General features: G+C 71.3%; 17 protein-coding genes. 12 read left to right on the forward strand and 5 right to left on the reverse strand.

From position 1 onward, the window contains the following. Positions 1-46 precede the first annotated feature (46 nt). Positions 47-1,282, forward strand: coding sequence for a glycoside hydrolase family 88 protein (locus AB0F91_RS24425; protein WP_360600782.1), 1,236 nt, complete (start codon positions 47-49; stop codon positions 1,280-1,282). A 59-nt stretch (positions 1,283-1,341) separates the two neighbouring features. Here AB0F91_RS24425 and AB0F91_RS24430 read toward each other — a convergent pair whose 3' ends face one another. The 3 genes from AB0F91_RS24430 to AB0F91_RS24440 form a co-directional block, all read right to left on the reverse strand. Further along, the gene (locus AB0F91_RS24430) at positions 1,342-2,745 is read right to left on the reverse strand and encodes an FAD-binding oxidoreductase (RefSeq protein WP_360600784.1); all 1,404 of its coding nucleotides are present in this window, start codon (positions 2,743-2,745) and stop codon (positions 1,342-1,344) included. A 54-nt stretch (positions 2,746-2,799) separates the two neighbouring features. Further along, positions 2,800-3,996 (reverse strand): hypothetical protein, encoded by a 1,197-nt coding sequence (locus AB0F91_RS24435; RefSeq protein WP_360600786.1) that lies wholly within the window; start codon positions 3,994-3,996, stop codon positions 2,800-2,802. A 91-nt stretch (positions 3,997-4,087) separates the two neighbouring features. Then, positions 4,088-7,090 carry a BTAD domain-containing putative transcriptional regulator gene (locus AB0F91_RS24440; RefSeq protein WP_360600788.1) on the reverse strand — a complete coding sequence of 1,001 codons (3,003 nt, stop codon included), beginning with the start codon at positions 7,088-7,090 and terminating at the stop codon, positions 4,088-4,090. A gap of 101 nt (positions 7,091-7,191) precedes the next feature. On the opposite strand from AB0F91_RS24440, the gene AB0F91_RS24445 reads away from it, so the two are divergent. The 3 genes from AB0F91_RS24445 (at position 7,192) to AB0F91_RS24455 (ending at position 11,697) form a co-directional block, all read left to right on the forward strand. Beyond that, positions 7,192-7,854, forward strand: coding sequence for a hypothetical protein (locus tag AB0F91_RS24445; RefSeq protein WP_360600790.1), 663 nt, complete (start codon positions 7,192-7,194; stop codon positions 7,852-7,854). Positions 7,855-7,885: 31 nt separating this feature from the next. After that, positions 7,886-9,439 carry an alkaline phosphatase D family protein gene (locus AB0F91_RS24450; RefSeq protein ID WP_360600792.1) on the forward strand — a complete coding sequence of 518 codons (1,554 nt, stop codon included), beginning with the start codon at positions 7,886-7,888 and terminating at the stop codon, positions 9,437-9,439. A gap of 278 nt (positions 9,440-9,717) precedes the next feature. Continuing rightward, on the forward strand, positions 9,718-11,697 hold the full coding sequence (locus AB0F91_RS24455; protein ID WP_360600794.1) for a S53 family peptidase: 1,980 nt from the start codon (positions 9,718-9,720) through the stop codon (positions 11,695-11,697). Positions 11,698-11,782: 85 nt separating this feature from the next. Here the strand turns inward: AB0F91_RS24455 and AB0F91_RS24460 are convergent, their stop codons facing one another. Next, complete coding sequence (locus AB0F91_RS24460) at positions 11,783-13,006, reverse strand: MFS transporter (RefSeq protein ID WP_360600796.1); 1,224 nt, start codon at positions 13,004-13,006, stop codon at positions 11,783-11,785. A 156-nt stretch (positions 13,007-13,162) separates the two neighbouring features. Here AB0F91_RS24460 and AB0F91_RS24465 point away from each other — a divergent pair, with 156 nt between their 5' ends. The 8 genes from AB0F91_RS24465 (at position 13,163) to AB0F91_RS24500 (ending at position 20,519) form a co-directional block, all read left to right on the forward strand. Then, positions 13,163-13,489 carry a hypothetical protein gene (locus tag AB0F91_RS24465; protein ID WP_360600798.1) on the forward strand — a complete coding sequence of 109 codons (327 nt, stop codon included), beginning with the start codon at positions 13,163-13,165 and terminating at the stop codon, positions 13,487-13,489. Then, positions 13,486-14,859 (forward strand): cytosine permease, encoded by a 1,374-nt coding sequence (locus AB0F91_RS24470; protein ID WP_360600800.1) that lies wholly within the window; start codon positions 13,486-13,488, stop codon positions 14,857-14,859. Before AB0F91_RS24465 ends, AB0F91_RS24470 begins: the two co-directional genes overlap by 4 nt. A 43-nt stretch (positions 14,860-14,902) precedes the next feature. Then, entirely contained in the window at positions 14,903-15,583 is a 681-nt protein-coding gene (locus tag AB0F91_RS24475; RefSeq protein WP_360600802.1) for an SDR family NAD(P)-dependent oxidoreductase, read from the forward strand. Continuing rightward, positions 15,580-16,602 (forward strand): S-adenosylmethionine:tRNA ribosyltransferase-isomerase, encoded by a 1,023-nt coding sequence (locus tag AB0F91_RS24480; protein WP_360600804.1) that lies wholly within the window; start codon positions 15,580-15,582, stop codon positions 16,600-16,602. Before AB0F91_RS24475 ends, AB0F91_RS24480 begins: the two co-directional genes overlap by 4 nt. Positions 16,603-16,717: 115 nt before the next feature. Further along, a complete protein-coding gene (locus AB0F91_RS24485; RefSeq protein WP_360600806.1) occupies positions 16,718-17,776 on the forward strand; it encodes an ABC transporter substrate-binding protein in 1,059 nt (352 codons plus the stop codon). Positions 17,777-17,812: 36 nt separating this feature from the next. Continuing rightward, positions 17,813-18,604, forward strand: a complete 792-nt coding sequence (locus AB0F91_RS24490) for an ABC transporter ATP-binding protein (RefSeq protein WP_360600808.1) — start codon at positions 17,813-17,815, stop codon at positions 18,602-18,604. Next, positions 18,591-19,472, forward strand: coding sequence for an ABC transporter permease (locus tag AB0F91_RS24495; RefSeq protein ID WP_360600810.1), 882 nt, complete (start codon positions 18,591-18,593; stop codon positions 19,470-19,472). Before AB0F91_RS24490 ends, AB0F91_RS24495 begins: the two co-directional genes overlap by 14 nt. 48 nt (positions 19,473-19,520) lie before the next feature. Beyond that, positions 19,521-20,519 (forward strand): YdcF family protein, encoded by a 999-nt coding sequence (locus AB0F91_RS24500; RefSeq protein ID WP_360600812.1) that lies wholly within the window; start codon positions 19,521-19,523, stop codon positions 20,517-20,519. 150 nt (positions 20,520-20,669) lie between these two features. On the opposite strand, the gene AB0F91_RS24505 is transcribed toward AB0F91_RS24500, so the two are convergent. Next, entirely contained in the window at positions 20,670-22,382 is a 1,713-nt protein-coding gene (locus AB0F91_RS24505) for a DEAD/DEAH box helicase (RefSeq protein WP_360600814.1), read from the reverse strand. Positions 22,383-22,553: the final 171 nt, after the last annotated feature.

Here is a 22,553-nt window from a genome sequence, read left to right on the forward strand (position 1 = left end):
GCATTTCCCCACTGGTGTTTCCACGACTGTGAATTGGCGGGCAATCGTGAGCGTTTCCCGGCGTACCCTGCTGACCACCGCGGCCGGTGCCGCCGTGGCGGCGACCGCGACCAGCACCGTTGCGGCAGCGGCTGCCGAGCAAGGGGTGTCCGACGTCGCGAGCCAGGCGCAGCTGTTCCGCTCAGCGGCAGACTACGCGGTGAAGAAGCTGCGCGCGGTCGCGCCGGGTGTCACCTCGTTTCCCACCGGGACCAAGTTCGAGAAATGGGCCTTTTCGCAGAATGGTGACTGGGTCGGCGGATTCTGGCCCGGCACGCTCTGGATGGCATACCTGCACACCGGCGACGAACAATTCCGCACGCTCGCACTCGCGTCGGCCGACAAACTCGCGCCGCGCCAGAACGACACCAGCACGCACGACCTCGGATTCCTGTTCTACCCGTCGTGGGTCACCGCGTGGCGCATCACCGGAGACGACAAGTGGCGCGCCGGCGCGATCCAGGCGGCCTCGTCGCTGATCAAGCGCTACAACGCCAAGGGTCGCTTCATCCGGGCCTGGGGCTCGCTGACCGACCCGAAGGACGCGGGCCGGATCATCATGGACACGATCATGAACCTCGATCTGCTCGACTTCGCGACCAAGCAGACCGGCGACAGCCAGTACCTCGACATCGCCATCGAGCACGCGAAGACCGCGCAGCGCGTGTTCCTGCGCCCCGACGGCTCCACGCCGCACGTGTTCGACTTCGACCCGGCCACCGGCGCCGAGATCGGCCCGAACACCGTGCAGGGCTACAGCCCGGCCTCGTGCTGGTCGCGTGGGCAGTCGTGGGGTATTTACGGCTTCACGACGATGTACCGCCGCACCGGCGACCGCTCGTTCCTCACGACCGCGCGGCGGCTCGCCGACTTCGCGCTGAAGGCCCTGACGTCGGACAACGTGCCGGTGTGGGACTACACCGCCCCGCAGGCACCCCACGACATCAAGGACGCCTCCGCCGGGGTCGTGATGGCGTGCGGCCTCATCGACCTCGCCTCGGCCGCGGGCCGCCCGGAGTACCGCGCCGCCGGTCTGCGCCTGCTCGAGGCGACTTCCCGGACATGCCTCACGACGAAGTCGACCCGCGCCGACGCGGTGGTGGCCCGCTGCACGCGCAACCGCCCGGCCGAGGACGGGATCGAGATCTCGTTGCCGTACGCGGACTACTACCTGCTCGAAGGCATCCTGCGCGTGCTGAAGCCCCGTGAGCTCGACCAGGCGATCGACCTGTCCGGGCACTGAGGTGCGGGCAGAGCGGGTGCGGGCCGCTGTGACACACGGCGGCCGGCACCTTCGTCTCCTCAGACGACCACGGCGGGCCGGATGTTGGCGCCCAGGTGGAAGACGTTGCCGGGGTCGTACTTCGCCTTGATCAGCGCCAGCCGGTCGTACTTCTCCGCGCCGTAGGCCGCGCGCACGCGGTTCTCGTCATACTCGGTCATGAAGTTGACGTAGCCGCTGGTGCTGGAGGCGAACGGCGTGAGCGCCGTCCAGAAATCGCGCACCCACTCGCAGTCCGTGAGGTACAGCTGCTCGTCGAGTGCCATCGCCGCGAGGTTCACCGCGATTTTCGGCGTGCGCGGGCCGCCGAACGCCGTCGCGTCCTCGGGCACGGTGGTGAAGGCCTCGCGCATCAGGAACATCGGCGTGATCGACATCGGTGACGCTTTGCGCGGCATGTGCTCGGCGATCACGTCGAGCACCTCCTCGCTCAGTTCCTCCACGTACAGCGACTTCTCGTACGCGAGCACCCCGCGCGGGGCGGCGTTGTCGAGCATCTTCTGCAGGGCGAGGTAAGGGACCGGCGACACCAGTTCGAACGCGGTCGGCAGCCCGCGCCGGATCTTCGCGACCACCGCGGCGTGCTGATCCGGCCCCTCGAACCCGGCGACGACCAGCGCGTAGCCCGGTGCGAAGTGCACCTCCGGGGGCACGAAGCCGGCCGGCGGCGCGTTGAGGCCCACCAGCATCGCGCCCATCGTCGGCGGCAGCGTCGCGACGGTGTCGCGGATGAACCGCAGTGCCTCGAGACCCTGGGCGAGCGGCCAGAAGAACAGGCCCAGCTCGATCACCGGGCCGACCGGGTGCGCGCGGAACTCGAACTCCGTCACCACGCCGAAGTTGCCGCCTCCGCCGCGCAGGGCCCAGAACAGGTCGGCGTTCTCGTCCGCCGCCACGTGCCGCGGCATGCCGTCGGCCGTCACGACCTCGGCCGAGAGCAGGTTGTCGACGCTGAGGCCGTGGCGCGCGGTCAGCCAGCCGACGCCGCCGCCGAGCGTGAGCCCGCCGACGCCGGTGTCGCTGATCGTGCCGCCCGGGACCGCCAGCCCTTCCCGCTGGCCCGCCGCGTCGAGCTCGGCCCAGGTCGTGCCACCACCGCAGCGGATGGTGGACGCGTGCGTGTCCACGGTGATCGCGCGCAGCGCGCTCAGGTCGATCACCACGCCGTCGTCGCACATCGAGAACCCGCCGAAGCTGTGCCCTCCGCCGCGCACGCTCACCGGCAGCCCGTGCTCGCGGGCGAACGCCAGCGCCGTCGCGACGTCGGCGGTGCCGGCGACCTGCGCGATCACGGCCGGATACCGGTCGATCCGACCGTTCCAGACCTTCCGCGCGTCGTCATAGCCGTCGTCGGCCGCGGTGAAGACGGTCCCCGCGAACCCCCGCCGCAACGGAGTCACGTCGTTCGTGTCGAGTGTGGTCATGCTGCCCCCTCAGGCTTGGCGAATTGTCCAGTATTGGTCGCCTGTCGTCGCAGCTCAAGGGCATATCGGCGCGACGGGACCGCCGGCGCCGGTCTTCACGTACGTGTCCGAGACGTAGAGGTCCGGACCCACGCGGTCCCAGATCGCGCTGGTGCCGAGGGCACCGCTCACGGACTCACCGGGCACCGAGCACTCGATCGGAACGCGCGCATACGGCGCGGCGACGCCCTTTATCGCCGCTGACGTGCTGGGGCTTTCGCGCAGGTTCAGCGGCGCGCCGACGGTGGTGATCAACCCGGTGGCGCCACCGGTACCGGTCCAGAGGTAGGTCACGTCCACCCACGAACTGCCCGTGAGGCCGAGGCCGTCCCAGAAGACGCCGTCGGCGAGATCGATGCCGGCCGGGTTTTTCACCGTGCGCCCGCGGGAGTCCTTGCCGCCGTTGAAGCCGTCCTGGAACGCGGCCTGCGCTTCGGGCGTGCCCTGGGGCAGCGCAGGGAAGGTGGCGCGTTGGTCCGACGGGTTCCAGTAGTCGTCGTGGGTGTTCCAGGGCCCGACCTCCCACACGGGCGCGAACTCGCAGCGGGTGCCGTCGGTGCGGCAGATTTTCGCCGTGTACGAGCCGGTTCCCTTGGGTGACACCGATTTCGTCGAGGGGAACGACACGAAGTGGTCGCTCTTGGCGATCACGTGGCCGTTGGACGTCTTGCCGCCGACGAGGCCTTCACGTGTCGCGTAGATCCGGTAGGTCAGCGGTTCGGTGACCACCGCGGCCCGCGCTGAGCCACCCGACGCGGTGAGCGCCACCGAGCGCACGGTCGGCCGCACACCGTCGGCTGTACTGGACAGGGCGATTCTGGCCTGTACCACTTGGACCGCGAAGGGGAACTCCTGGCCCGCCGGGGTCCACTCCGTCCAGTCACCGGCCGTGTCGCGGCCCCGGACGTCGACCTCCACGGTGGTGCCCGGCGGGACGGCGTCCGCCACCCGCGCGGTCACCCGGCCCACCGAGGATCCGAGGCGACGCGTAGCCGTGACGAGAACCCCTGAACTCCGCGCGGTCACCGGGTCCCACGCGGAGTCGGCCAACGTCAAAAAACCCGAAACCGAGAACACGTTCACGTCGTCACCGTCCACGGTGGACAGGTCCACCAGCCACGAACCGGCCGCGGCGGCCGGCGTCACGGGGACTACCGCGAGCACCGCCGAAAGCACCCCGAGCACGCGCCGAACCAGACCTCTGCGGACCATTCCCGCTCCTCCACGACAAAGGGGTCCTGTCGAGACGCAATCCTCGTCTCGACAGGACCCCTCGCCGCGCAAGCGGCCCCGCGCGTACGGGTCAGGCGGACACGATCCGCGGCCCGTCACCCGGAGCCGACTCCAGCCGCGTTTCCAGTGCCGACTGCTGCGGCCGCGCCGAAAGCTCCCGCCAGATGGCCAGCGCGCGCTCGGAGTACGTGCGCGAGCGTTCCGGCTGGCTGAGCGCCGAATGCAGCTCACCGAGCAGCTGCGACACCTCGGCCTCCGACCGCCGGTCGCCGTTGCGGCGGTGCACGCTCAGCGAGTTGACCAGCAACAGCTGCGCGTGGGCGAAATCGCCGCTGTACAGGCACAGCTCACCGAGGTTCTGGTTGGCGTAACCCACGCAGTGGTCGTCGCCCAGATCGGTGAACACGGCGATCGCACGCGTCACGAACTCGCGCGCGGGCCCGAGGTTGCCCTCGTGCTGGTGCAGCAGCCCGAGCCGCTGCAGTGCGTGGGCCTCGCGGTGCCGGTCGCCGATCGCGGCGGCCAGCTCGAGCGCGTCGGTGAACCACCGCTTGGCCGGCGCGTAGCATTTCTGCGCCATCCACACCGCGCCCACGGCGATGCGGATCACCGCCTCGCCGTGCCGGTCGCCGGCTTCGGCGAACAGCCTCGACGCTTCGTGGCAGCGTTCCAGCGCGAGGTCGTTGTCGCCCTGGATGCGCAGGACCGTGCCGAGCCCGGCGAGCGCGACGCCGATGCCCTGCGCGTCGCCGACGCGTTCGTAGAGCTCCCGCGCCGCGTCGAACGCCACGAAGGCCGCGGCGTAGCTGTCCTGGTACAGGTGGATCTGCCCCAGGTTGCGCTGCACGATCGCCTGGCCGCGCACCGCCCCCGCGCGCCGGGCCGCCGCCAGCGCCACCTCGTGGGTGGCGTGCCAGTCGTCCTGGTGCCCGCGCAGGTCGAAGTACGGCGTGAACGCGGCCGTGAGCTGCCACGCGAGGTCGTCGAACCCGAGCTGCGCGGCCAGCGTCACCGCGGCGACGCCGGAGTGGCGCTCCGCGGCGAACCACGCGGCCGGGTCGGCCAGGAGCTGCTCCGTCCCGTCCGGCAGCTCCGGGTAGGGCACGGCGTGGTCGCGGTACTGGCCGAAGAAGTGGATCGGCATCCGCTCCGCCGCCGCGACGGCCAGCGCGAGGTAACCCTCGAGCACCCGCCGCGCCGCGTGGCGCGTCTTCTCCGGCGCGTCCCGCTCCGCCAGCTCTGCCGCGTACACCCGGAGCAGGTCGTGGAGCCGGTACCGCGGCTGGCCCGTGGCGTCGGACGCGACGAGCTCCACCAGGTGGGCGTCGACGAGCACGTCGAGCACGTCGTCGGCCGACGGACGGCCCAGCGCGGCCGCGACCACCCACGCGGGGAACTGGATCGGTCCCAGTGCACCCAGCCAGCGGAACGCCGCGGCCGCCGACATCGGCAGCAGGTCGTAGCTCAGCGTCACGCTGGCGCGCACGGCGAGGTCGCCGACGCGCAGCTCGTCGAGCCGGCGCCGCTCGTCGTGCAGCCGGTCGGCGAGGATCCGCAGCGACCAGCTGGGCCGGTTGGTGAGCTTCGCCCCGGCCACGCGGATCGCGAGCGGCAGGTGCCCGCACTGGCGCAGGATCGCGGCGGCGTTGTCGGGCTCGGCCGCCACGCGGTCGGCGCCGACGATGCCCTCCAGCAGCCGCGCGGCCTCCGGTTCGGGCAGGAGGTCGACGTCGACCGCCACCGCGCCGTCGAGGTCGGGCAGCCGCACCCGGCTCGTCACGAGGACCGCGCACGCGCCCGTGCCCGGCAGCAGCGGGCGCACCTGGGCGGCGCTGCCCGCGTCGTCGAGCACCACGCACATGCGTTTGCCGGCCAGGCGCGAGCGCAGCAGCGCCGAACGTTCCGGCAGATCGCGCGGCAGGCCCGCGTCGGGAATGCCGAGCGCGCGCAACAACTCCGCGAGCACGCCCATCGGCGCCCTGGGCGACGACGACGTGCCGGCGAGGTCCACGTGGAGCTGTCCGTCTCCGAACGCGTCGCGCACCGCGTGGGCCACTCGGACCGCGATGGCGGACTTGCCGACGCCGGGCGCGCCCGAGAGCACCACCACCGTCGGCCGGCCCGTCTCGCCGTGTTCGCGCAGGCGCGTGACCAGCTGGTCGACCACGTCCTCGCGGCCCGTGAAGTCCGGCAGGTCGAGCGGGAGCTGGCAGATGGGCAGCTCCGGTTGGGCGCGCGGCCGCAGCACGGCGAGCTCGGCCGGCGGCTCGGGCACCGCGGCGGGCGTCACGAGCGTGGCCCGCAGCTCCCGCAGCCGGGGCCCGGGTTTCGCCCCGAGCTCTTCTGCCAGCGTGTGCTCGGCCAGCTCGTAGGCTTCCACGGCCTCGGCGATCCGGCCGCCGTCGCGCAGCGCCGCCACGAGCTGCCGCCACAGCTCTTCGCGCAACGGGTGTTCGGTGACGAGGCCGCGCAGTTCGGCGATGGCCTCGCCGTGGCGCCCCAGCGTGAGGCGCGCCCTCAGCCGCTGCTCCTGAACCGACAGGCGCAGCTCGGTCAGCCGCGCGATGGCCGCGCCCCAGCCGTGATCGTGCGGCAGGCCTTCGAGCACTTCGCCGCGCCAAAGGGCGTCGGCTTTGTCGAGCAACGCGAGCGCCGCTTCCGCGTCACCGCGTTCGAACGTTTTCCGCGCTTGGGCCGCGTGGTCGGCGAACAGCACGTGATCGAGTTCTTCGTCTGCGGCCGAGAGCAGATATCCCGACGCGCGGCTGCTGATGCGGTCACCCAGCTCGGGTGCCGTTTCCGCGAGCCGCCTGCGGAGGGAGTGGACGTAGGTGCGGATGTTGGCTGCCGCGGAACGAGGTGCGGTACCCGGCCAGAGGATTTCGACCAGCACTTCGGTGGACACCACGACATTCGGCTGCAAAGCCAGTGCGGCCAGCAGCAACCTCGGCTTGGGCCCGCCCAGTGGGACGGTCCGGCCTTCAGCAATGACCTCCAACGGTCCGAGAATTCGGAACGCCAGTGAAGTCAACAATTTACCCGCCTGAGCGGCAAGGTCCCCATGACCGGGCATGCTAGGAGCGTTCGCGCGGGTTAGCTAGATCCATTCGGCGGCTGACGTCCCTATATCGCGATTTGTACGGGTCGTGTACAAGGCTTCGACACGCTATGGCCATGAAGCGTTCGAAGCTCCGGCGCCTCGCCGGATTCGGGGTTGTCCTGGCCGCGATCGGCGGGTTCGCGCTGACCGCGGGAGTGCCCGCGTCGGCAGTGTCGTCGACGGTGCCCGGCAAGGTCCAGACCGCGGGTGACCCGCTCAACGTCCGGCGCGCACCCAACGCCGCCGCCACCGCCGTGAAAACGGTGGCCAACGGTGCGACCGTCGCCATCGAGTGCCAGACGACCGGGAGTTCCGTGGCCGGCCCGCTCGGCACCACCACGATCTGGGACTACGTGCCCGCGCTCGGCGGCTACGTGTCCGACGGCTACGTGCAGACCGGCTCCGACGGCCGCGTCGCACCCGACTGCGGCACCGGCACCGGCAGCGCCCAGTGCGCCGCGTCCTGCGCCGCCGAGGGCGTGTTCCGCTCGTCCGACGCGCACTTCGTCGCCTACGACACCAATGCCGACGGCAGTTCCGGCGTCGTGCAGTACTGGCTCTCCGACGGCTCGGGCCCGTACTACGTCTGGGCTTCCGGCGGGAACGGCACGTCGGTGGACAAGGCCGCGCCCGTCGGGAAGGGCAAATGGGTCTTCTACAAGGTCTGCACGGGCCACAACACCTCGCCGCCGACGTTCGCCGGCTGCAGCGCCGGCCTCACCGACTTCGCGGCCTGACAACCCCTACTCCCCGAAAGGATCCCCTGACATGGGCCAGGTGAACCGGCGCTCGGTACTGCTGGGCGGACTCGCCGCGGTGACCGCGGCCGCGGCGACGACCGCTCTGCCTTCGTGGGCCAACGCGCGCACCGCCGTCGCCGCCCCGGCGATCCACGACCCGTTCCAGCTCGGCATCGCCTCGGGCGACCCGCTGCCCGACAGCGTGGTGCTGTGGACGCGGCTCGCGCCCGCGCCGCTCAACGCCGACGGGTTCGGCGGCATGCCCGACGCGACGTACGCGGTGGACTGGGAGATCGCGAACGACGAGGCGTTCTCCTCGATCGTCCAAAGCGGTTCGGTCAACGCCGTGCGCGCGTCGGCGCACAGCGTGCACATCGAGCCGACGGGTCTCGAGCCGGCGCGCGAGTACTTCTACCGCTTCAAGTCCGCCGGCTACATCTCGCCGGTCGGACGCACGCGCACGGCGCCCGCCGCGGGCGCGGCCGTGAACCAGCTGAAGTACTGCTTCACGTCCTGCCAGCACTGGGAGGAAGGCTGGTACCACTCGTACAAGGGCGTGGTGCGCGACGACCCGGACCTGGTGCTGTTCCTCGGCGACTACATCTACGAAAAGCCCTCTGGACGCAAGAAAGCGGAACTCAACCCACGGCGGCTCGCGGTGCCTTCGGACACCACGACTTTGGCTCTGTACCGCGCTCGGCACGGCCAGCACAAGACCGATGTGGACCTTCAAGGCGCGCACGCGCTGGCTCCGTGGCTGGTCGTGTTCGACGACCACGAGGTGATGAACAACTGGAACTCCACCACGAGCCCGGCTTCGGCCGCCCGCAAGGGCTACGGGTTCCAGGCGTTCTACGAGCACATGCCGATCCGGTCCACGGCCAAGCCCATCGGCTCGTCGATCCAGCTGTACCGCCAGTTCCTCTGGGGGAATCTCGCTCGCTTCCACATGATGGACACGCGCCAGTTCCGCAGCGCGCAGGTCACCGGCACGGCGTGCGGGCCCTACCGCGACACCTCGCGCACGATCACCGGAACGGCGCAGGAACAGTGGCTGCTCAAGGCGTTCGACACGCACCCGGCCACGTGGGACTTCCTGGGTCAGCAGGTGTTCTTCGCCCAGCGCGACGGCGACGGCGACTCGGCGACGTGCGAGAGCCCGGACTCGTGGGACGGCTACCAGGCCTCGCGCGATCGGATCACGCAAGGCTGGATCGACCGCGGGGTGCCGAACCCGGTGGTGCTCACCGGCGACGTCCACCGGCACTGGGCGGCCGACCTGCGCAAGGACTACTTCGATCACAGCGACCCGATCGTCGGCTCGGAGCTGGTGACCACCTCGGTCACGTCCAACAGCGACGACGCCGCGCCGCCCAGCGCCGCGTGGCTCGCGAACAACCCACACATCAAGTACTGCAAGGGAGAACGCGGCTACGTGCGCGTCACCGCGACGCCGGCGCAGATGCTGGCCGACTTCGTGGTGGTGTCGGACACGAGCGTGAACGACCCGGCGAAGCTGGTGATCAAGACGGACAAGAGCTTTGTGGTCGGCGCGGGTTCGAAGGGGCTGCAGGCGGCGTGAGCAACCGACGGAAGTAGGTGGTGTTTCCCCGTTCGGCGTGCTCCGTGATACCGCGATGCGGAACCGGGAAGTCGGACTTTTGTTCCGTTAGGCGACATTCCACTCGTGACAGTGCGGACGAACCGGACTTCCTCCTTGCACACCAATGAAGATCGAGTGCGACTTGGAGATAACGGTTCCGCACCGGCGGGCCGGACGCTTCCCCAGCAGCCGGTGCGGACCTAGTCTCGGGCCGGACGCTTGCGGCCTGGGGGCCGCGATTCACGAGGGAGTTGCCTGTGCGAAGAAGTCTCACCGTGTTCCTTTCGCTGGCTATGGCCGGTGGCCTCGCGGCCGCCACGCCGGGGCTGGCGTCTGCGGCATCGGCCCCGGGCCGGGCCGACATCCCCGCGTCGCACCCGATCTGGGCAAACCCCGGGGCCAAGGTCGCGGACACCGCGCCGGCGTCCAAGCTCGACTTCCGCGTGTACCTGAACCTGCGTGACGAGGCCGGTGCCGAAGCCGCGGCGGCGGGCGTGTCCGACCCGCACTCCAACAGCTACCGGCAGTACCTCTCGCCGCAGCAGGTGCGCGACCGCTTCACCGCATCAGATGCGACGGTGTCCGCGGTGAAGAACTGGCTGTCCGGTGCCGGGTTCCAGATCGGCGACGTGCCGTCGAACCGCGCGTACGTGGAGGCGGCCGGTACGGCGGACCAGGTGCAGAAGGCGTTCGACGTCACGCTCGGCAAGTACGCCGTGAAGGGCCAGACGCTGCGGGCGGCGGACAAGAACCTGTCCGTGCCGGCAACGCTTGCCTCGTCCGTGCTGGGTGTCGTCGGCGTCGACCAGGCGACCAGCCTGCTCAAGCCGGACCACACTTCCGGCGCCGACACCGCTTCCGCGAAGTCCGCGGGGCCGGCCACCGCGCCACCCGGCGCCGGGTTCCGCAACTCCGGCCCGTGCTCCGACTATTACGCCCAGAAGACCGACACAGTCGACCCGGCGTACAACGGCAAGCAGCTGCCGTACGCGCCGTGCGGCTACAAGCCGGCGCAGCTGCGTTCGGCGTACGGCCTCGACCAGGCCGCCAAGCTGGGGGCCGACGGCCGCGGCACCACGATCGCGATCGTGGACGCCTTCGCGTCGCCGACCATCTACGCCGACGCGTCCGAGTACGCGAAGCGCAACGACCCGGCGCACCCGCTGACGAAGGCGCAGTTCAGCCAGCACGTCTTCCCGGCCAACCCGGCCGACGAGGGCCCCGACCAGTGCGACGCTTCCGGCTGGTACGGCGAGGAGACGCTCGACGTCGAAGCCGCCCACGGCCTCGCCCCGGGCGCGAACATCCTGTACGTCGGCGGTTCCGACTGCGAGGACCTCTCGCTCGACACCGCCCTGAACTACGTGATCGCCGGCCACAAGGCCGATATCGTGTCGAACTCCTACGGCGACACCGGCGAGGACCTGCCAACCGACGAGATCAAGGCGTTCAACCAGATCGCCGTACAGGCCGCGCTCGAGGGCATCGGCGTGTACTTCTCCTCCGGCGACAACGGTGACGAGGTCGCGCGCCTCGGCACGCCTTCGCCGGACTTCGCGGCTTCCTCGCCGTGGGTCACCGCTGTCGGCGGTACCTCGCTGGCGGTTGACGCCTCCGGCAAGCGGACCTTCGAAACCGGCTGGGAAACGGGCAAGTCCACGCTCACCGCGGGCACCTACACCCCGTCCTTCCCGGGCGCCTTCAACGGCGGTGCGGGCGGTGGCACCAGCCGCGTGTTCGCGCAGCCGGCCTACCAGAAGGGCGTCGTGCCGGACGCGCTGTCCACGAAGAACCAGAGGGGCAAAGCCAAGGGCCGCGTCGTCCCGGACATCTCCGCGGTGGCCGACCCCAACACCGGCATGCTCGTGGGTCAGACCCAGACCTTCCCCGACGGCGTGTACTACGACCAGTACCGCATCGGCGGCACCAGCCTGGCGTCCCCGGTCTTCGCCGGCGTCATGGCCGTGGCCGACAGCCTGGACCACTTCCACCACGGCTTCATCAACCCGGCGCTCTACCAGCTCACGTCGCGCACCGGCACGATCTACGACGTGAAACACGTGGACGCCGCGGTGGAGCGCGTGGACTTCGCCAACAGCGTCGACGCGACGGACGGCCTGCTGACCTCCGCCCGCACGCTCGACTACCCCAACCTCACGATCCACACCACCAAGGGCTACGACGACGTGACGGGCCTCGGCTCGCCCAATGGTCTGGCCTTCTTGCTGCTCGTGTGATCCGCTACTGAGGGTCGGTGCAGGCCCCCGCTCCGCCGCGTGTTGCGGCAGGGTGGGGGCCTGCTTCGTTCTCGAGCGGGGTCGATCAGGCGCCGCCCGAGGGCGAACCGGCCTCCGCCGGAGTGTGCCGCATCTTCCGCACCACCGGTGACAGCAACGGCACCAGCGCCGCCGCCGCCAGTACCACCCCGCCGGCCGTGGCCACCGGTCCGGCGCCGAACGCCGAAGCCAGCGGCCCCGCCGACAGCTGACCGATCGGAATCCCGACGTAAGACCCGAAGTCGTCATACGCGGCCATCCGCGAGAGCAGATGGCCGGGGATCTTTTCCTGCACCGTCGTCTCCCAGGCGACATTCGCGACCCCGCCCCCGAGACCCGCCACCAACGCCGCGGCGGAAAGCACGACGAAGCCCGGTGAAGTCCCCAGCACGATCAGCGGCGTGGCCGACAAAGCGGCGCACACCTGCCCCAAGGTCAGCAGCCGGCGGGCCGCCACCCGGTACATCACCGCCCCCGTGATCAGCACCCCCGCGGCCCGCACGCTCAGCACCGCACCCCACGACGCCTCGCCGAGGGTCGCACGGGCGATGGTCGGCCCGAGGACCTGCCAGACGCCCGTCTGAGCGATGTTGACGACCGTGAACGCGGCCACGATCTGCCACAGCCACGTGATCCGCCGGAACGCGTGCCAGCCCTCGCGGATGCCGTGGAGGACGCCCGCGCGCGACGAGTCGGCAACCGGAGGCAGGCGCAGGAAACTGAACGCCAGGCCGGCCCCCACGAAAGACAAACCGTCCGCCGCGATGGCCCAGCCGCCGCCGACGGTGGCCACCAGCACACCGGCGATCGAGGGGCCCGCCACCTTCGAGATGTTGCGCGCCGACGACATCAGCGAGTTCGCCTGACGCAGCAACCCCCGGTCGACCAGCTGCGGCACGATCCCGCGCAGGGCCGGCGTCGTGAAAGCCGTGAGCACCCCGTTGGCGAACTCCGTGCACACCAGGAACGGCAACGAGTAGTTCCCCGTCAGCAGCACCGCCGCCGCCACGAGCTGGGTCGCGCCGCTGCCCAGGTTGGCGAGGCGGAGTACCAGGTCACGCGGGAAGCGGTCGGCCACCGAGCCGCCGACCAGCAGCAACGCGAGCATCGGCACCATGTTCGACGCGAGCACGATGCCGAGGTCGCCGGAGCCCCGGCTGGCGTCGAGCACCGCGAACGCCAGGGCCACCGGTGTCATCGAGCTGCCGAGCAGCGACACCAGCCGCGCGCCGAAGAACACGGCGAAGCGCCGCGACGCCAGAACCCCCATTCGATCATCGTGCCAGCGGGGCGCGGCAGCGCATAGCGGAAAACGCGGCACCAACGATCACCCGAGCCGAAACCGTGCCAGCTGCCTCGAGAAGAAGCTCCATGATCGAACGCCTCGTCGCGTTGCGGCGAGGTCCTGGCCGACCCCGAGGACGTGATGGACATCGATGAAGGCGCACGCGCGGACATCGCCGACGGGATGAGTCTGTGGCGACGGCGCACACGGCTCGCGAGGTTCTTCGCGAGGCTCGACTTCGTGGGAAACTTCCGGTGGGTGGTGGCGCCGTGGTCGAACCCGTGCGAGCGGATCGCGGTTGCCGGGACCGTGGTCGAGGTCACCGGCAATCTGGGAAACTCGGTCTCTTTCGATCTCCTCGACCCGAACTCTTCCCAGCCGGGGAGACGTTCGTCGCGGAAGCTTCCCCCAACCCCGGCCAAGGGCAATCATGACACCCGGCAAAACGGGAGAAGGGCCAGTACATGAGCGGGATCGACGCGGACGTCTTCGGGGGACGCATGCCGTCCGGCGCGGGCGACTTCGCCATCGAGACGCACGGCATCACGCCCGTGCCCGAGGCGAACCGGTTCGGCCGGCCGTGGCGCCTCGCGAGCGTGTGGTTCGCGCCCAACCTCACCATGACCGCCGTCTTCACCGGCACGCTCGGTTCGACGCTGGGGCTGGGCTTCACGACCGGGTTCATCGTCGCGCTCGTCGGCACCATCCTCGGTTCGCTGCCGCCGGCGTACCTGTCCACGTGGGGCCCGAAAACCGGCGCGGGACAATTGCCGCTCGCGCGGCTGCCGTTCGGCAAGACCGTGGTGCTGCCGGGGCTCGTGCAGTGGCTCGGCAGCATCGCCTGGGACGCGCTGGTCGGGCTCTTCGGCGGTGAAGCACTGGCGGAGCTCACGGGGCTGCCGTTCTGGGTCGCCGTGGTCCTGGTCCTCGTCCTGCAGTGCCTGCTCGGCGTGTTCGGCTACGCCGTGATCCACCGCGTCCAGGCGGTGATGAGCGCGGTGCTCGTGGTAGCGTTCGTGGCGCTCGCGGTCAAGGTCGTGCTCGACCACCCGATCACCTTCACCGACTCCGCGACGGGCGGCGACTACGCGGGCGCCATCGTGCTGTTCTCCACGATCACGCTCAGCCTCGCCATCTCGTGGGCGCCCTACGCCGCCGACTTCAGCCGCTACCTGCCCGCCGACACCAAGCCGGGCGGGGTCTTCTGGTTCACGCTGCTCGGGCTCGTGGCGTCCTACGCGCTGGGCGAGGGCATCGGCCTCGCGCTGGGCTCGGCGCTGGGCGACCAGACCGCCGCCGGCGTCTCGCAGCTGGTCGGCGGTGGCGCGGTCGGCGGCCTGGCGTTGCTGGTGATCGCGCTGGCCGCAGTGTCGTCCAACGCCATGAACGACTACAGCGGCTCGCTCGCCCTCCAGACGGTCGGCGTGCGCCTGCGCCGCCCCGTGTCGGCGGTGGTGGTGACCGTGCTGGCGTTCGTGCTCATCCTCTGGATGCACAGCGGCGACCTGTCGGCGAAGTTCGAGAACGTGCTGCTGTTCGTGAGCTACTGGATCCCGCCGTTCCTGGGTGTCGTGGTGCCCGACTGGCTGCGGCGCACCCGCGGTGGCCGGCGCTTCGACATCGGTGCCGAGCTGCGCAAACCCACCCGGTCATGGGCCGCGCTGGTGGCCTTTCTGGTCGGCTTCGCGGCGGCGGTGCCGTTCATGAACACCACCGTCTACACCGGACCCGTCGCCGCCGCCCTGCACGGTGCGGACCTGGCGTACTACGCGGGGTTCGTGGTTTCGCTGGTGGCGTACGTGCTCCTGCGCGGCGGCAAGAAGGTTGACCTCCAGTAAAGTAGAGGTCGCACGCTGGCTGGTACCTACTCCAGGAGGAACCATGCCAGTCGCCGTCATCACCGGCGCGTCAGCCGGTCTGGGGCGGGCCCTCGCCAGGGCCCTCGTCCGTCGCGGGTGGACAGTGCTGGGCACCGCACGGGGTGAAGAGGCGTTGCGGGCCACCGCCGACGAGCTCGGCTTCACGGCCGTGTCCGGCGACGTCACGGACCCCGCGCACCGCGCCGCCCTCGCGGAGGCCGCCGGGCCGCGGCTCGACCTGCTCGTGAACAACGCCAGCAGCCTCGGCGTCAGCCCGCTGCCGCCGCTGGCCGACTACCCGCTCGAAGCCCTGGAATCCGTCTACCGCACCAACGTTTTCGCGCCGCTCGCACTCACCCGGACGCTGCTGCCCGCGCTGAAAGCCGCGAACGGCACCCTCATCGACATCAGCTCCGACGCCGCCGTCGAACCCTACGAGGGCTGGGGTGCCTACGGCTCGGCGAAAGCCGCGCTCGACCACGCCACCGCCGTCCTCGGCGTCGAGAACCCCGAGCTCGCCGTCTACGCCGTCGACCCCGGTGACCTGCGCACGGCCATGCACCAGCTCGCCTTCCCCGGCGAGGACATCTCCGACCGTCCGCTGCCCGAGACGGCCGTGCCCGCGTTCCTCAGGCTGCTCGACGAACGCCTGCCCAGCGGCCGCTACCGCGCCGCCGACCTCGCCACGGCGGTGCGCTCGTGACCACTCCGCACACCCGCTTCACGCTGTCGGACGACCTGTTCGCCGCCGCACCACCCGAAGCGCGGGGCCTCGCCCGCGACGAGGTCCGCCTGCTCACCGCGAGCCCGGCCGGCGTCCACCACGCCACGTTCCGCGAGGTCGGCGACCACCTGCGGCCCGGTGACCTGCTCGTCGTCAACACCTCGGGGACGCTCCCCGCGGCCGTCGACGCCGTGCGCGGCGACCACGTCGTCGGCGTCCACTTCTCCACCGAGCTGGACGACGGCACTTGGGTCGTCGAACTCCGCGCCCCCGCCGGCCCGCTGCTCGACGGCCGCGAAGGCGAGCACCTCGCCCTGCCCGCCGGAGCCGCCCTCACCCTGTCCGCCCCGCACGTCGCCGGCCGACGGCGCCTGTGGCGCGCCCGCGTCGACGTCGAAGGCGGCGTCGGGAAGTACCTGGCGCTCGTCGGCCGCCCCATCCGCTACGGCTACGTCCCGCGCACCTGGCCGCTCACCGACTACCAGACCGTCTTCGCGCTCGACCCCGGCTCGGCGGAAATGCCCAGCGCCGCCCGCCCCTTCACCGCGGAACTGGTGACACGGCTGGTCTCCCGTGGCGTGCTTTTCGCACCGATCCTCCTGCACACCGGCGTCTCGTCGCCGGACGCGGGAGAGCCGCCGTACGCCGAGCGCTTCCGCGTCCCCGCCACCACGGCCGCGCTCGTCAACTGGGTGCGCACGCAGGGCGGTCGCGTGGTCGCCGTGGGGACCACCGCGGCCCGCGCGCTGGAGTCGGCCGTCGCCGACGGTGCCGTCACCGCCGCGTCCGGCTGGACGTCGCTGGTGCTGGGCCCGGACCACCCGGCGCAGATCGTCGACGGGCTCGTCACCGGCCTGCACACGCCCGAGGCCTCGCACCTGCTCCTGCTGGAGGCCGTCGTGGGCCCCGCCCTGGTGCAGCGCGCCTACGACGCGGCCGTCGAACGGAGGTACCTCTGGCACGAGTTCGGCGACGGGTCGCTGCTGCTGAGCAAGTGACGGCGCACCTGTCAAGGGGAGCGCGGCAGAATTCCCGCCATGCGGATGTCCATGCGCCCGGGTGAGTGGCCGTGCGAACCTCGCCGGGACCCGTCACCGCTGGAAGGGCCCACCCGTGCGCAAGCTCCCGCGAACCCGCCTGCTCGCCTCTGCGCTCGTCGCGCTGACCGCGGTGGGTGCCCTCGCGGGCTGCTCGCGCGCGGAGCGCCCCCAGGCCGCGGCCGCGAACGAAGGCGCGGCGACGGAGGTGCGTCTGGGCTACTTCCCGAACGTCACGCACGCGCCGGCGCTGATCGGCGTCGGCAAGGGCTTCTTCACCCAGCAGCTGGGCCCGACGAAGCTCACCACGCAGACGTTCAACGCCGGCCCCGATGAGGTCAACGCGCTGCTCGGCAACTCGCTCGACATGGCGTTCATCGGGTCGGGCCCGGCCATCACGGCGTTCAGCAAGTCCGAAGGCGCCATCCAGCTGGTCTCCGGCGCGGTGTCGGGCGGCGCGCAGCTCGTGGTCAAGCCGGACATCACCAGCGTCGGCCAGCTGAAGGGCAAGACCCTCACCACGCCGCAGCTGGGCAACACCCAGGACGTGGCGCTGAAAAAGTTCCTGGCCGCCAAGTTGCTCACCGGCCAGGTCACCGTGACCACGATGGACAATCCGAAGACGCTCGACGCTTTCCGCAAGGGCGACGTCGACGGCGGCTGGCTGCCCGAGCCGTGGTCCTCGCGGCTGGTGCTCGACGCCGGCGCGAAGGTGCTCGTCGACGAGAAGTCGCTGTGGCCCGACGGCCGGTTCCCGACCACCGTCGTGATCGTGCGCAGCGAGTTCCTGCAGCAGCACCCCGACACCGTGCGCGCGGTGCTGAAGGGCGAGCTGGCGGCCATCGAGTGGGCCAAGGCCAACCCCGCCGACGCGAAGACGGTCGTCAACGGGGCGCTCAAGAAGCTCGCCGGCAGCTCGCTGAGCCCGGCCGTGCTCGACCGCGCGTTCTCCGGCATCGAGCTGACCACGGATCCGATTCCCGAGCAGTTCCCGCAGCTGGCGCAGGACTCCGTCACCGCCGGCGTCGCGAAGTCCGCGGTGGCGCTGAAGGGGTTCGCTGACTTCGGCCCGCTCAACGAGGTCCTGCAGGAAGCGAAACAGCCCGCCGTCGAAGCTCCCGCCCTGGCCAAGTGATTCCGGCTCGGTGATTCAAGAGAGAGGCAGCGCGCGATGACGATCACCCTCCCCAGTGGACGGACCGAGTTCACCGGCGCGGCCGCGGTGCGGCTTTCCGGCGTGGGCAAGGCGTTCGGCCCGGCCGGGCGCGCCGTGGTGGCGCTCGACGGCGTGGACCTGGCGGTGGCGCCGGGCGAGTTCGTGTGCCTGCTCGGGGCGTCGGGCTGCGGCAAGAGCACGCTGCTGAACCTCGTGGCCGGCCTCGACGCGCCGTCGGCGGGAAAGATCACGCTCAACACCTCGCGTCCGGCCGTCATGTTCCAGGAGGCCGCGCTCATGCCGTGGCTCACGGCCGCGCGCAACGTCGAGCTGCCGCTGCGCCTGGCCGGCTTCGGCCGCGCCGAGCGCCGCCGCAAGGCCGCCGAGCTGCTGGACCTGGTGCGGCTGAGTGGCGTGGGCAGGAAGCGTCCGCACGAGCTGTCCGGGGGCATGCGCCAGCGGGTCGCGCTGGCCCGCGCGCTCGCGGCGACCCACCGCGTCGGCGGCGACGCCGAGCAGGCCCTGCTGCTGATGGACGAGCCGTTCGCCGCCCTCGACGCCATCACCCGCGACGTGCTGCAGGGCGAGCTGCTGCGTGTGTGGGGGAGCACCGGCACGTCGGTGCTGTTCGTGACCCACGACGTGCGCGAGGCCGTGCGGCTGGGCCAGCGCGTGGTCCTGCTGTCGTCGCGTCCTGGTCGCGTGGTGCGCGAGTGGACCGACGTGCCGCTGGCCGACACGGAGGAGTTGACCGAGGAAATCACCGGCCACCTGCGAAAGGTGATCAGTACCCATGCCGCAGCCTGACGGACCCGTCGACGAGCTGGACGCCGTCGGTTCCGGGCTCGACGCGCTCGACGCTCCGGTAGGGGAGCGCCGCCCGTCGTTCTGGCGCCGGTTCGCGTGGGGATTCCTGCCGCCGGTGGTCGCGCTCGTGCTGCTCGTGGTCGTGTGGCAGATCCTGTGGGCCGCCGCGTACTGGCCGGAGGCGCAGCTGCCCGCGCCGCTGGCCGTGTGGAACGAGTTCTGGGACCGCCTCACCGACGGCGAGGTGTTCGGCTTCATCTGGACCTCGCTGCACCGCGCCGCGCTCGGCTTCGCCGCCGGCGTGGTGATCGGGACGCCGCTGGGGCTGCTCGTCGCGAAGGTCCGCGTGGTGCGCGCGGCGATCGGGCCGCTGCTCACGGGCCTGCAGAGCCTGCCGTCAGTGGCCTGGGTCCCGGCGGCGATCCTGTGGTTCGGCATCAACGACGCCGCGATCTACTTCGTCGTGCTGCTCGGGTCGGTGCCGTCGATCGCCAACGGCCTCGTGTCCGGCATCGACCAGATCCCGCCGATCCTGCCGCGCGTCGGCCAGGTCATGGGGGCCCGCCGGCTGGCCGCGGCCCGCCACATCCTGCTGCCGGCCGCGCTGCCCGGGTTCCTCGCCGGGCTGAAGCAGGGCTGGGCGTTCTCGTGGCGTTCGCTGATGGCGGCCGAGCTCATCGCGCTGTCGCCGCAGCTGGGCGTCGGCTTGGGTGCGTACCTGAACCAGGGCTCGTCACTCAACGCGATCGAGAAGGTGATCGCGGCGATCTTCCTGATCCTGCTCGTCGGGATCGGGATCGAGCTGCTGGTGTTCCGGCCGCTGGAGCGCGCCGTGCTGCGGGCGCGCGGGCTCACGTCCTCGCTCTGACGGGGTTCACCCGACGCGTTCTCGCGGCACCCGCCACAATGTCCGATCATGGCCCCCGTGATCTTGGCGCTGCTCGCCGATCTGATCTTCGTCGTGCGGTTCCTGCGCGAGCCTCGGCGGTTCGGCAACGCCGTGTGGTTCGCGTTCGCTTCGGTGTTGACGGGGTTGTGGCTCTTCAGCCTCACCGCGGGGCTGGTGTGGCTGCAGACCGTGGTGCTGATCCTCGTCGGGGTGGTGGCGGTGGTCGCCGCGCTGGTGCTGCCGTGGGCGCTGATCGCCAACGGCGCGGTGATGTGGCGCCGCGAAGGTCACCGGCCGGCGAACATGATGTCGCTGCTCGCGGGGCTGGCGATCCTGGCGGTGTACGCCTTCACGGTCGGCGCGGTCGCCTTCACCCGCGCGGCGCCGTGGCTGATCGTGCTGGCCCTGTCGGCGCTGCTGTTCTCGGCGTACCTGGCGTTCGTGTTCACGGCGCTGCTCATGTACTCCGTGCTCTACAGCCGGTTGAACCGCCGCGCCCGCGCCGCCGCGATCATCGTGCTGGGTTCCGGCTTGCTGGGTGACCGCGTACCGCCGCTGCTGGCCAGCCGGCTGGACCGGGGCGTCCAGTGCTACCACCGTTCGCCCGAGGCGGTCGTGGTCGTGTCGGGTGGCCAGGGGAGTGACGAGCTCACTTCGGAAGCCGCGGCCATGGCGGCGTACCTGGAGAACGCCGGGGTGCCTCGCTCGTCGGTGCTGCTGGAGGACAAGGCCACGACGACCGACGAGAACCTGCGCTTCAGCGTGGAGCTGTTGGGCGTGCGGGGGATCTCCGGCCGGATTCTCGCGGTGACGAACAACTACCACGTCTTCCGCACGGCCATCCTCGCTCGCCGCCTGCGGTTGCGCCTGGACGTGATCGGCGCGAAGACCGCTTCGTACTTCGTGCCGAGCGCTTTCCTGCGTGAGTTCGTGGCTTTGCTGGTGCAGTACAAGAAGACGAACATCGCCGCGTTCGTGGTGCTGGTCGGGTTCCCGCCGGCGCTCGCCCTGCTCGGCCGGCTCTGACCGCTGCCTCCGGCACGCTCCGCTCGGCCCGCAACGCCCCAATGTGGCGTTGGGTGCGTTGAACGCAACCAACGCCGCACGGGGGTGGCGCGGGGGAAACGAAGACCGGCCCGCGGGCGAGAAGCCTGCGGGCCGGTCGTAAGTGGACGGTCAGCGCCCGGTGCGGCGAGATCCCGCGCGCGTGCCGGCCGAGAACGCCGCCGCGCCCCGGCTGGAGCCGGAGGCCGAGCCGGCGCGGCTGGGCTGCTGGGAACGCGTCGCCGACTGGCCGGAACCACCGCGGCGCGGTTCGCCCTGCGTGCGGGCGGTCGCTGTAGCGCGACCGCCCCCCGCGCGCCCTGCTGCGGCACCACCGCGGCCGGCGTTCGCGCGCCCGGCACCACCGCGGCCGCCGGCTGAACGGCCGCCGTCGCCGCGACCGCGGCCGGCGCCGTCACCCACGGCTTCCCGCGCCGCGCCGCCGCGACCGCGAGCTTCACCGAACGAGTCCCGACCGGCGCCACCACGGCTGCCACGGCTGGAGCCACCGCGCCCGGCCGACTCGCCCCGGCGCGACTGGGCGTTGGCGCGAGCGCCCTGCCCACCGCGGTTCTCCGGAGCCGGTCCACCACGACGCCCACCGCGTACGGAAGCGTCGCCGCCGGACGCGGTGACCTTCTTCGGGCGGTTGTCGACGATCGGGCGGCGCGGCGAGGCGTCGAAGGTGCGCTCGCCGGGGGCGAGCTCGGCCAGCAGCGGGTGGCCGGGGCCGATCTGCGTGGTCGTGGGTTTGATGCCGGCCTTGCGGGTGAGGTCGCGGACGTCGGCGATCTGCTCGTCGGTCATCAGCGTCACCACGGTGCCCGACGCGCCCGCCCGCGCGGTGCGGCCGGAGCGGTGCAGGTAGGCCTTGTGCTCCACGGGCGGGTCGGCGTGGATGACGAGGGTGACGTCGTCCACGTGGATGCCGCGGGCGGCGATGTCGGTGGCGACGAGTGTGCGAGCGGCGCCCGACGAGAACGCCTCCAGGTTGCGCGTGCGCGCGTTCTGGCCGAGGTTGCCGTGCAGCTCGACGGCCGGCACGCCGCTGGCCACCAGCTTGCGTGTGAGGCTCTTCGCGCGGTGCTTCGTGCGCGTGAACACGAGCGTGCGGCCGGGGGCGGCCGTGAGGTCGACGAGCACCGGCAGACGGTGGGTCTCCTCGAGGTGCAGCACGTGGTGCGTCATGGTCGACACCGGCGACTGCGCCGAGTCGACACTGTGCGTGACGGGGTCGTGCATGAAGCGCTTGACCAGCACGTCGACGCCGCCGTCGAGGGTCGCGGAGAAGAGCAGCCGCTGCCCGCGCTCGGGCGTCTGGTCCATGATGCGCCGCACCTCGGGCAGGAAGCCCAGGTCGGCCATGTGGTCGGCCTCGTCGAGCACGGTGATCTCGATCTGGTCGAGCTTCACCTCGCCGGAGCGCATGTGGTCGGCCAGCCGGCCGGGGCAGGCGACGACGATGTCCACGCCGTCGCGCAGGCGCGTGATCTGCGGAGACGCGCTCACGCCGCCGAAGATCGTGGTCGTCTTCAGGCCCAGCACCTTGCCCAGCGGCGCGATGGTGGCCTCGATCTGGGTGGCGAGCTCGCGCGTCGGCGCGAGGATCAGCGCGCGCGGGCGGCCGGGGCGCCGGCGTGTGGGGCCGGCGGCGAGGCGGGCCAGCACGGGCAGCGCGAAGCCGTAGGTCTTGCCCGAGCCCGTGCGGCCGCGGCCGAGCACGTCGCGGCCCGCGAGCGTGTGCGGCAGCGTGGCTTCCTGGATCGGGAACGGCGAGGTGACGCCCTGGGCCGCCAGCGCGTCCACCAGGGACTTGGGCAGGCCGAGTTCAGTGAAAGTGGTCATAAGTGCGTACGGGCGCTCGAAACGCCCCGGTTCTCCATACGTGAGAAGGGTTGTCCTGCCCGGCGCAGACCTCGGGGGGGCCGCGGCGCGTGGTAGTCGACAACAAGACGCGATCCGAGGCAGAACTGAGCGGACCGCAAGATCAGTATAGCCGACTGTGCACAAAGGGCC

The organism is Amycolatopsis sp. NPDC023774, from assembly GCF_040639695.1.
GTDB lineage: Bacteria > Actinomycetota > Actinomycetes > Mycobacteriales > Pseudonocardiaceae > Amycolatopsis.

Excerpts from the sequence above, each read along its gene's own strand:
- AB0F91_RS24430 (WP_360600784.1), bottom strand. The coding sequence starts at position 2,745 with ATGACCACACTCGACACGAACGACGTGACTCCGTTGCGGCGGGGGTTC.
- AB0F91_RS24435 (WP_360600786.1), bottom strand. The coding sequence starts at position 3,996 with ATGGTCCGCAGAGGTCTGGTTCGGCGCGTGCTCGGGGTGCTTTCGGCG.
- AB0F91_RS24440 (WP_360600788.1), bottom strand. The coding sequence starts at position 7,090 with ATGCCCGGTCATGGGGACCTTGCCGCTCAGGCGGGTAAATTGTTGACT.
- AB0F91_RS24445 (WP_360600790.1), top strand. The coding sequence starts at position 7,192 with ATGAAGCGTTCGAAGCTCCGGCGCCTCGCCGGATTCGGGGTTGTCCTG.
- AB0F91_RS24450 (WP_360600792.1), top strand. The coding sequence starts at position 7,886 with ATGGGCCAGGTGAACCGGCGCTCGGTACTGCTGGGCGGACTCGCCGCG.
- AB0F91_RS24460 (WP_360600796.1), bottom strand. The coding sequence starts at position 13,006 with ATGGGGGTTCTGGCGTCGCGGCGCTTCGCCGTGTTCTTCGGCGCGCGG.
- AB0F91_RS24465 (WP_360600798.1), top strand. The coding sequence starts at position 13,163 with ATGGACATCGATGAAGGCGCACGCGCGGACATCGCCGACGGGATGAGT.
- AB0F91_RS24470 (WP_360600800.1), top strand. The coding sequence starts at position 13,486 with ATGAGCGGGATCGACGCGGACGTCTTCGGGGGACGCATGCCGTCCGGC.
- AB0F91_RS24475 (WP_360600802.1), top strand. The coding sequence starts at position 14,903 with ATGCCAGTCGCCGTCATCACCGGCGCGTCAGCCGGTCTGGGGCGGGCC.
- AB0F91_RS24490 (WP_360600808.1), top strand. The coding sequence starts at position 17,813 with ATGACGATCACCCTCCCCAGTGGACGGACCGAGTTCACCGGCGCGGCC.
- AB0F91_RS24495 (WP_360600810.1), top strand. The coding sequence starts at position 18,591 with ATGCCGCAGCCTGACGGACCCGTCGACGAGCTGGACGCCGTCGGTTCC.
- AB0F91_RS24500 (WP_360600812.1), top strand. The coding sequence starts at position 19,521 with ATGGCCCCCGTGATCTTGGCGCTGCTCGCCGATCTGATCTTCGTCGTG.
- AB0F91_RS24505 (WP_360600814.1), bottom strand. The coding sequence starts at position 22,382 with ATGACCACTTTCACTGAACTCGGCCTGCCCAAGTCCCTGGTGGACGCG.